At 72.9% G+C, this 6,571-nt stretch carries 6 protein-coding genes; 4 read left to right on the top strand and 2 right to left on the bottom strand.

The window, feature by feature from the left end:
- Positions 1–310: 310 nt before the first annotated feature.
- Together HGA02_RS07660 and HGA02_RS07655 are read right to left on the bottom strand one after the other, a co-directional pair.
- A complete protein-coding gene (locus HGA02_RS07660) occupies positions 311–1,177 on the bottom strand; it encodes an ABC transporter permease subunit (protein WP_168678525.1) in 867 nt (288 codons plus the stop codon).
- Positions 1,174–2,118, bottom strand: a complete 945-nt coding sequence (locus HGA02_RS07655; protein ID WP_168678524.1) for an ABC transporter ATP-binding protein — start codon at positions 2,116–2,118, stop codon at positions 1,174–1,176. Before HGA02_RS07655 ends, HGA02_RS07660 begins: the two co-directional genes overlap by 4 nt.
- 242 nt (positions 2,119–2,360) lie before the next feature.
- Between HGA02_RS07655 and HGA02_RS07650 the strand changes: the two genes are divergently transcribed.
- From HGA02_RS07650 to HGA02_RS07635, 4 genes are all read left to right on the top strand, one after another.
- Positions 2,361–3,185 carry a Bax inhibitor-1/YccA family protein gene (locus tag HGA02_RS07650; RefSeq protein WP_168678523.1) on the top strand — a complete coding sequence of 275 codons (825 nt, stop codon included), beginning with the start codon at positions 2,361–2,363 and terminating at the stop codon, positions 3,183–3,185.
- 88 nt (positions 3,186–3,273) lie between these two features.
- Positions 3,274–4,680 (top strand): cystathionine beta-synthase, encoded by a 1,407-nt coding sequence (locus tag HGA02_RS07645; RefSeq protein WP_168678522.1) that lies wholly within the window; start codon positions 3,274–3,276, stop codon positions 4,678–4,680.
- 216 nt (positions 4,681–4,896) lie between these two features.
- Entirely contained in the window at positions 4,897–5,931 is a 1,035-nt protein-coding gene (locus HGA02_RS07640) for an acetylxylan esterase (protein WP_168678521.1), read from the top strand.
- Between the two features lie 183 nt (positions 5,932–6,114).
- Positions 6,115–6,571, top strand: a 457-nt coding sequence (locus tag HGA02_RS07635; protein ID WP_168678520.1) for an AMP-binding protein, incomplete at its 3' end; no start/stop codon positions are given.

The following is a 6,571-nucleotide window of genomic DNA, read 5'->3' as shown; positions in this document are numbered from 1 at the left end:
CCAGCGCGACGTCCCCCGTCATCCCGGCCGCGAGCACCGGGCGCCGGGCCTGCGCCGCGAGCACGGTCACGACGGCCATGAGCACGAGCACGACGGCGGCCAGGACGACCGCGGTCGGCACGGGGCCGTCCGGGGTCGGCACGGCGAGCGCCTCGGTCATCGGTCGGTCCTCCGGTCGAGGGCTGCGGGTGCGGGTCGGGGACGCGACGGGCGCGCCACCGCGGGATCGAGCCGTGGCTCGAGGACGGTGGCGCGCCCGTGCGTGGGACGGTCCGTCGTCGCGACGAGGCGACGACGGACCGTGCGGACGTCAGACGTCGCGTCGCTTCATGAGCACCGCGGCGACCCCGAGCAGCACCACCACCCAGGCCACGAGGACGCCGTAGCCCTGCCACGCGGTGAGGTTCGCGCCGTGCTCGGACATCGAGTTGACCATGTCGACCGTCATGTCGGTCTGCGTGATCTTCGACCCCGCGGTGGCCGGCAGGAACGGGCTCACGTACTGCAGCGGCTCCCACGGGATGGCCGCGACGACGTTCTCGACGACGAGCAGCAGCGCGAGGATCGTCGCGAGCGCCGCGGCCGAGTGGCGCAGCAGCGCACCGATCGCGAACGCGAACGCCGCGATCGTCGCGAGGTACAGCGCGCACCCGCCGAGGACCCGCAGGACCTGCGGGTCGGACAGCTCCGGCGCCAGGTCGATGCGCGACAGGAACAGGTACGCGACCGCGTAGCCGAGCGCGACCGCGACGGCCGCGACGACGAGGATCGTCGCGGTCAGCACCGCGAGCTTCGACCACAGCACAGGCGTGCGGCGCGGGGCCGCGGCGACGCTCGACCGGATCATGCCCGTCGTGTACTCGCCGGAGATCGCGAGCACGCCGAGCACGACGACCGCGATCGACGCCATCTGCACCGCGGGCAGGAACGGGGTCAGGCCGAGGTCGATCGCCTCGGCACCCGTGGGCGCGTCGTCGATCTGCGTCGACATGACGCCCGCGACCGCCGCGACCAGGCCGACCATGACGACGACGGTCATCGCGAGCGTCCAGATGGTCGAGCGGACCGTCCAGAGCTTGATCCACTCGGCGCGCAGCAGGTGACCGAACGTCACCCGGTACGGGCTCGCCGACGGCGCCTTGGCCGGGGCGGTGGGGGACAGGGTCGCGGTGCTCATGCGGACTGCTCCTGGGCGGTCGTGGCCGTGCCGGGCACGGTGGCGGAGTGGTACTCGACGGCGTCCTGCGTGAGGCTCATGTACGCGTCCTCGAGCGAGCCGGTGACGGGCGTGAGCTCGTGCAGGACGATGCGCGCGGCGGCCGCGGTCTCGCCGACGCCCTCCGACGTCGCCCCCAGCACCTCGAGCACACCCGGCTCGACGGGGTTGACGGTGACCTCGGGACCGGCGAGGAGCTGCGCGAGCTGCGTCGCCTGCGGCGAGCGGACCCGGACGGTCGAGCGCGTCGCGCGGGCGACGACGTCGGACACGGGTCCGTCCGCGATGATCCGACCCTTGCCGATGACGACGAGGTGGTCGGCCGTGAGCGCCATCTCGCTCATGAGGTGCGACGACAGGAAGACCGTCCGCCCCTCGGAGGCGAGGTACTTGACGAGGTTGCGGACCCAGAGCACGCCCTCGGGGTCGAGGCCGTTGACGGGCTCGTCGAGGATGAGGGTGCGCGGGTCGCCGAGCAGGGCGGCCGCGATGCCGAGGCGCTGGCCCATGCCGAGCGAGAAGCCGCCGACGCGGCGCTTCGCGACGCCGTCGAGGCCGGTCATCGCGATGACCTCGGTCACGCGCTTCTCGGGGATGCCGTGCGTCGCCGCGAGCGCCCGCAGGTGGTTGCGCGCCGAGCGGCCCGTGTGGACGGCCTTCGCCTCCAGGAGCGCGCCCACCTCGGTGAGCGGCGACCGGTGCTGCGCGTACGGGCGGCCGTTGACCGTGACCGTGCCGTGCGTCGGGCGGTCGAGGCCCACGATCATGCGCATCGTCGTCGACTTGCCCGCACCGTTGGGGCCCAGGAAGCCCGTCACCTTGCCGGGCTGGACCGTGAACGAGATGTCGTTCACCGCGGTCTTGCTGCCGTATCTCTTGGTCAGGCCCTGTGCCTCGATCATCGTCTTTCCTCAAGTCGGGAGCGTTGTGGCCGTGATCGACCCTAGGCCCGCGCAGACGCGCAGGTCATCCGTCGGAAGACCTGAGATCGAGGTCAGGGTCACCCTGAGGTCGCATCAGGGAGATCGCCCTCCTCCTCCCTTGGAACGATCCGGGCGCCCACGACGTTCCGTACGATGAACGCCCGATCCCGGCGTGCCCGACCAGTGACCGACCGCCTGCCCAAGCCGTCCCGGAGGACGCCATGAGCAACCCCGTCTTCAGCAACAGTCCCGTCTTCGGGGACCCCAACGACCGGCGCAACCGCGCGCGTGCCCAGGCAGGTGCCGGCACCGGCGCCATGGCGACCCAGACGATCGACGCGGTGACGCTCGACAAGATGTACGAGGCGCCGTCCGCGACCGCGCGTGACACCGGACGCCTCACCTACGACGACGTCATCATCAAGACGGCGGGCCTCTTCGCGCTCCTCGTGGTGAGCGCCGCGGTCACGTGGACGCTCGTGCCGGGCCTGTGGGTCGTCGGCGCGGTCGTCGGCCTGGTGCTGGGCCTGGTCAACGCGTTCAAGCGCGAGCCCAGCCCGGTCCTCATCTCGCTGTACGCCGTCGCGCAGGGTGTGTTCCTCGGTGGGATCAGCCTCTACTTCGAGCAGCGCTGGCCGGGCCTCGTCGTCCAGGCCGTGCTGGCGACGTTCGCGGTGTTCGCCGCGTCGCTGTTCCTGTTCCGCTCGGGCCGTGTCCGGGTCACGCCGAAGTTCACGCGCTGGCTGATCGTCGCGCTCGTCGGCTACCTGGTCTTCTCGCTGGTCAACGTCGTCCTCATGATCTTCAACGTCGGCGGCGGCGAGTTCGGCCCGCTCCGCAGCGGCCCGCTCGGGATCGTCGTCGGCCTCGTCGCCGTCGGTCTCGCGGCGGCGAGCCTCATCGTCGACTTCGACTCGATCAAGCGCGGCGTCGAGATGGGCGCCCCCCGCAAGCTCGCGTGGTCGGCCGCGTTCGGCCTGGTCGTCACGCTGGTGTGGCTCTACCTCGAGCTGCTCCGCCTGCTGGCGATCCTGCGCGGCGACTGATCCCGGGTCGTCGCCCGCGACGACCCCACGCACGACCTCACCGGCCGGTAGCGCACCTCTCGCGCTACCGGCCGGTAACGTCTTGTCGGTGAAGTACGCCGAGCACATCTCCGAGCTGGTCGGCGGCACGCCGCTCGTCCGGCTGTCGTCGGTCACCGCGGGCCTGAGCGCCACGATCCTGGCGAAGGTCGAGTACATGAATCCCGGCGGGTCCGTGAAGGACCGGATCGCGCTCAAGATGGTCGAGGCCGCCGAGGCGAGCGGGGCGCTCCGCCCGGGCGGCACGATCGTCGAGCCGACGTCCGGCAACACGGGTGTCGGGCTCGCGCTGGTCGCGCAGCGCAAGGGCTACCGCTGCGTCTTCGTGTGCCCCGACAAGGTGAGCCAGGACAAGCGCGACGTGCTCCGCGCGTACGGCGCCGAGGTCGTCGTCACGCCCACCGCGGTGCCCCCGGACCACCCCGACTCGTACTACTCGGTGTCCGACCGGCTCACGCGCGAGATCGAGGGCGCCTGGAAGCCCAACCAGTACGCGAACCCGAACGGCCCGGCGAGCCACTACGAGTCGACCGGCCCGGAGATCTGGGCCGACACCGACGGGCGCGTCACGCACCTCGTCACGGGCGTCGGCACGGGCGGCACCATCACGGGCACCGGCCGCTACCTGCACGACGTGTCCGCGGACCGGTCCGAGGCCGACGGCGGTCGCGTCGTCGTGATCGGTGCCGACCCCGCCGGCTCGGTCTACTCGGGCGGCGACGGTCGGCCCTACCTGGTCGAGGGCGTCGGCGAGGACTTCTGGCCCGCCGCGTACGACCCGACCGTCCCCGACGAGATCATCGCGGTGTCCGACGCCGACTCCTTTGCGATGACGCGGCGCCTCGCGCGCGAGGAGGGGCTGCTCGTCGGCGGGTCGTGCGGCATGGCCGTCGAGGCGACGCTGCGGTACGCCCGCGAGCTCCAGGAGCGCGACCCGGACGCCGCCGCGCGGGCGGTGATCGTCGTGATCCTGCCCGACAGCGGCCGCGGGTACCTGTCGAAGATCTTCAACGACTCGTGGATGCGGTCGTACGGGTTCCTCGCCGACGACCAGGGCGCGACCGTCGCCGACGTGCTGCGCACCAAGACCGGCTCGCTCCCCGACCTCGTGCACACGCACCCGACCGAGACCGTGCGCGACGCGATCGAGATCCTGCACGAGTACGGCGTCTCGCAGATGCCGGTCGTCGGGGCCGAGCCGCCCGTCAAGGTCGGCGAGGTCGCCGGGTCGGTGAGCGAGCGCGACCTGCTCGACGCCGTCTTCTCGGGCGCGGCGGCGCTGTCCGACCGGGTCGACCGGCACATGTCGGCGCCGTTCCCGCTCATCGGGTCGGGGGAGTCGGTGCAGGACGCGCGCGAGGCCCTCCAGAAGGCCGACGCGCTCATGGTCGTCGACGACGGCGAGCCCGTCGGCGTCCTCACCCGCCACGACCTCCTGGGCTTCCTGGCCCGCTAGCCCCGCAGCCGCCGTCGCGGCCCCGCTCAGTCCGTCGAGACCGACATGAACGCCGTTCCACCGTCGCGAACGGCGTTCATGTCGGTCTCGCCGGGCGGCTGGGAGCGGGGGGACCGGGGGAGGCGGTTACCGAGGGTGGGGTGCCGGGCGGTAGCGTCCCGACGTGCGCCGTGCGCGGCGCGCTGCGCGTCCGCACGTCATCGCCGAAGGAGCACGATGGCCCTGTTCGACCTGCCCTTGCCCGAGCTCGAGCGGTACCTCCCGGAGCTCGACGAGCCCGCGGACCTCGACGACTTCTGGGCGACGACGCTCGCCGAGGCGCGCCGCCACGAGGTGCTGGTCGACGTGACGCGGACCGACGCGGGCCTGCGCCTGGTCGACGTCGACGACCTGACGTTCGCGGGCTTCGACGGTCAGCCGGTGCGCGCGTGGGTGACCCGTCCGGCGGGCAGCGCGGAGTCGGGCGAGCTGCTGCCCGCGGTGGTCGAGTACATCGGCTACGGCGGCGGGCGCGGGTTCGCGCACGAGCGGCTCGCGTGGGCGACGGCGGGCTTCGTGCACGTCGTCATGGACACGCGCGGGCAGGGCTCGACGTGGGGCAACGGCGGCCACACGCCCGACCCGGCGGGTTCCGGACCGGCGTCGCCGGGCGTCATGACGCGCGGCATCCACGACCCCGAGCAGCACTACTACCGCCGTCTCATGACGGACGCGGTGCGTGCGGTCGACGCGGTGCGCGCACTACCGGGTGTCGACCCGCGGCGCGTGACCGTGGCGGGCATCAGCCAGGGCGGCGGCGTCGCGCTCGCGGCCGCGGGGCTGTCCGACGGGCTCGCGGCGGCCATGCCGGACGTGCCGTTCCTGTGCCACTACCGCCGGGCGGTCGACATCACCGACGCGTTCCCGTACGGCGAGCTCGTCCAGTACCTCGCGGTGCACCGCGGCGCCGAGGAGCGCGTGTTCCGCACCATGGCGTACTTCGACGGCGTGCACCTGGCCCGACGGGCGACCGCCCCGGCGCTGTTCTCGGTCGCGCTGCGGGACATGACCTGCCCGCCGTCGACGGTGTTCGCGGCGTACAACCACTACGCGGGTCTGACGGGCGGGCGGCCGCGCACGGACATCGAGGTCTACACGTTCAACCAGCACGAGGGCGGCCAGGCGCACCAGCTCGAGCATCAGCTCCGCTGGCTGCCGTCGGTGCTCGCCGCGGCGGAGGACGAGGCCGTTCCGAGCGCCGCGGCGCGCTGACCCGTGCGGCGGATCCGCCGGCGGGCATCACGGCACCGACGGAGCGGTCGTCGCGGTCGCTCCGCCGCGCGCTGGACGTCGCACGTGCGGCCCGCTCCGAGCCGTCGCGGTGAGGCCGCGTCGTCGGGGTGAGATGTAAGTTACGGACTAGTAACTTACGGTTGCGTAGGTTACGGTCGTGCGATGGACAGCGCGCTGCCTCTCTCGTTCGACCTCCCGCCCGGGGTCCCGCGGGACGTCGACGTCCCCGACGAGCCGCTCACCGCCGCCCTCGACCGCGCGGCCGCGACCTGGCCCCACCGCGTCGCGCTCGACTTCCTCGGCGCGACCACGACGTACCGCGAGCTCGCGGACGGCGTCGCGCGCGCCACCCAGGTCCTGCTCGACCTCGGCGTCCGGCCCGATGACCGCGTCGCGCTCGCGCTGCCCAACTGCCCCGCGCACGTCGTCGCGTTCCAGGCCGTGCTGCGGATCGGGGCGGTCGTCGTCGAGCACAACCCGACCTACACCGCCGACGAGCTCGCGCACCAGCTCGCCGACTCCGGCGCGGTCGTCGCGCTCGTCTGGCAGAAGGCGGTCCCGGCCGTGCTCGCCGCGCGCGACCGCACCGACCTGCGCACCGTCGTCGCCGTCGACCTCG

Origin of the sequence: Cellulomonas septica, from assembly GCF_012396155.1 — a bacterium.
Lineage (GTDB): Bacteria > Actinomycetota > Actinomycetes > Actinomycetales > Cellulomonadaceae > Cellulomonas > Cellulomonas septica.
The sequence above is the reverse complement of the archived record's forward strand: the minus strand, read 5'-3'. Positions and strand labels throughout refer to the sequence as shown.

Bases quoted from the DNA above. Each gene is read 5' to 3' on its own strand.
- HGA02_RS07660 (WP_168678525.1), bottom strand. From the start codon at position 1,177: ATGAGCACCGCGACCCTGTCCCCCACCGCCCCGGCCAAGGCGCCGTCG.
- HGA02_RS07655 (WP_168678524.1), bottom strand. From the start codon at position 2,118: ATGATCGAGGCACAGGGCCTGACCAAGAGATACGGCAGCAAGACCGCG.
- HGA02_RS07650 (WP_168678523.1), top strand. From the start codon at position 2,361: ATGAGCAACCCCGTCTTCAGCAACAGTCCCGTCTTCGGGGACCCCAAC.
- HGA02_RS07640 (WP_168678521.1), top strand. From the start codon at position 4,897: ATGGCCCTGTTCGACCTGCCCTTGCCCGAGCTCGAGCGGTACCTCCCG.